The sequence below is a fragment of the Phenylobacterium sp. genome (genome assembly GCF_036402295.1).
In the GTDB taxonomy this organism is placed as follows: Bacteria; Pseudomonadota; Alphaproteobacteria; order Caulobacterales; family Caulobacteraceae; genus Phenylobacterium.
This window is the reverse complement of sequence record NZ_DASWTE010000262.1, coordinates 1-2,124: the sequence shown is the minus strand read 5'-3', so window position 1 is coordinate 2,124 and position 2,124 is coordinate 1. Positions and strand designations below refer to the sequence as shown.

The 2,124-nt window shown below is 72.5% G+C and carries 3 protein-coding genes; 1 reads left to right on the top strand and 2 read right to left on the bottom strand.

Annotated features, from left to right (window positions below; genetic code table 11):
* The coding region (locus tag VGD44_RS16105) for an endonuclease/exonuclease/phosphatase family protein (RefSeq protein WP_331088898.1) at positions 1-316 on the top strand (316 nt) is incomplete at its 5' end.
* A 1-nt stretch (position 317) separates the two neighbouring features.
* On the opposite strand, the gene VGD44_RS16100 is transcribed toward VGD44_RS16105, so the two are convergent.
* Both VGD44_RS16100 and dapB read right to left on the bottom strand, forming a co-directional pair.
* Entirely contained in the window at positions 318-1,754 is a 1,437-nt protein-coding gene (locus VGD44_RS16100) for an amidase family protein (RefSeq protein ID WP_331088895.1), read from the bottom strand.
* Positions 1,751-2,124 (bottom strand): 4-hydroxy-tetrahydrodipicolinate reductase (gene dapB / locus VGD44_RS16095; protein WP_331088893.1); only part of this gene is annotated, 374 nt, incomplete at its 5' end. The genes dapB and VGD44_RS16100, both read right to left, overlap by 4 nt.

Here is a 2,124-nt window from a genome sequence, read left to right as displayed (position 1 = left end):
GGATGCGGACGTGTACGCCCCGGAGCGCTGGCGCGACGACGCGCTGTTCCAGCCGCCGCTGAAGGCGATGTTTGCGCGGCTGCAGGATCGCGGGTGGACCGACGCCCTCCGCGCGGTGTTCCCGGACGAGCGCGTCTACACCTTCTGGAAGTACTGGCGGAACGCCTACGAGCGTGACGCCGGCCTGCGGATCGACCACTTCCTGCTGAGCCCGGCCCTGACCCCGCAGCTGAGGGCGGCCGGCATCGATCGCGAGCACCGCGGCCGCGAGGGCGCTAGCGACCACGCGCCGGTCTGGATCGAGGTCTCGCGCTAGACTAGAGCTCCGGGGCTACGAACCCGCGCACGTTCTCGTCGATGGCCTGGGCGATGGCGAGGGTGCGGCCGTCGCCGGCGATGGGGCCGATGAGCTGGGCGCCGACCGGCAGGCCTGAGGCGGTCAACCCGGCCGGGATGGCCGTCGCCGGAAGGTGCAAAGCGGTCGCCGGCGCGATCCAGGTGAGGATCGAGTTGTAGGGGATCTGCTTGCCGTCGGAGGTGTTCAGCGCGCGGCGCCGGAACGGCCGCTTGTCGTGCGGGAAGGCCGGAACCGGCGTGATGGGCGCGAGGATCGCGTCCCACTTCCCGAAGACCCCGCCGATCTCGTGGCGCAGGCGGGCGCGGACAGCGTCGGCGGCCAGCCACTCGCGGTGGCGGGCGGTGTAGGCCAGGGTCATGACGGCGTTGGAGAGCGGGCCCGCCCCGCGCTTCACGGCGCCCTGCGCGAAGAACCGCATGCGCTCCAGGCTGCGGATGAAAGCCTGCGGCATGTCCTCGCCCAGGACCGCGCCCAGCAGGGTCTGGTAGGCGAACAGGAGGGCGCGCATGTCGACGGGACTGGGGATACGCTCGACGGTGGCGCCAGCCGCGCGGAGGTCGTCCGCGAACGTCTCCAGCGTGGCGCGGACCTCGGGGTCGAGCGGGCAGTTGGGATCATGCAGCCACAGGCCGATCTTCGTCTCCTTGAGGTCGGCGGGTGGGGCGCGCGGTGCAAGCGGGCCGTTCTCGAGGATCGAGAGCAAGAGGCGCAGGTCGCGGGCCGAGCGGGCCATGGGACCGATGACGTTCAGGTCGCGCTCGGCGTGGGAGCCAGGATGCGGGGGCACATGGCCGCGCTGCGAGACCATGCCCCAGGTGGGCTTGTGGCTGTAGACGCCGCAGAAACTGGCCGGCACGCGCAGCGAGCCGCCGATGTCCGAGCCGATCTCCAGCGGCGTGACGCGGGCGGCCAGCGCCGCCGCGGCGCCGCCGGACGAACCGCCGGGGGTGCGTGTCGGGTCCCAGGGATTGTTGGTCTTGCCGTAGAGCGGGTTCACGCTCTGCCAGTCGGCGGCCATCACGGGCACGTTGGTCTTGCCCCAGACGACGGCGCCGGCGTGGCGGGCGTGGGAGACGGCCTGGGCGTCTTCCACCTGGCGGCGGCGCAGCTCCGCGAGACCCGACGAAGCGGCCATGCCGGCCACGTCGAAGGTGTCCTTGATGGTCATCGGCAGGCCGGCGAGCGGGCCGACGGTTTCGCCGCGGGCGCGTGCGTCGTCGAGGGCGCGGGCGCGCTCCAAGGCCCGCTCGGGATCGGCAGCTACGACGGCGTTCAGTGTCTCGTGCGTCTCGGCGTGGCGCGCCAGGGCGGCCTTGAGCAGCTCGACCGAGGAAACCCGCTTCGTGCTGAGCGCGAGCAGCTGGGCGGTGGCGTCCTGGTCGAGGATGTCGCTCACGCCCCCTTCATCCCCAGCACGTCCTGCATGTCGTAGAGGCCGGGCGGCTTGCCGACGACCCACTTGGCGGCCGCGACGGCGCCCCGGGCGAACAGGCCCCGGTCGCGGCCGGAATGGCTGAGGGTGAGGATCTCCTCCTCGGCGGCGAAGGTGACGCTGTGATCGCCGACGATGCCGCCGCCGCGCAGCACCGAGAACCCGATCTCGCCCACCGGCCGCTCGCCGGTGATGCCATCGCGGGTGCGCCGCGCCACCTTGTCGAGCTCGACGCCGCGGCCCTTCGCGGCGGCCTCGCCCAGCATGAAGGCCGTGCCGGACGGGGCGTCGACCTTGTGCCGGTGGTGGGCCTCGAAGACCTCGATGTCGAAGA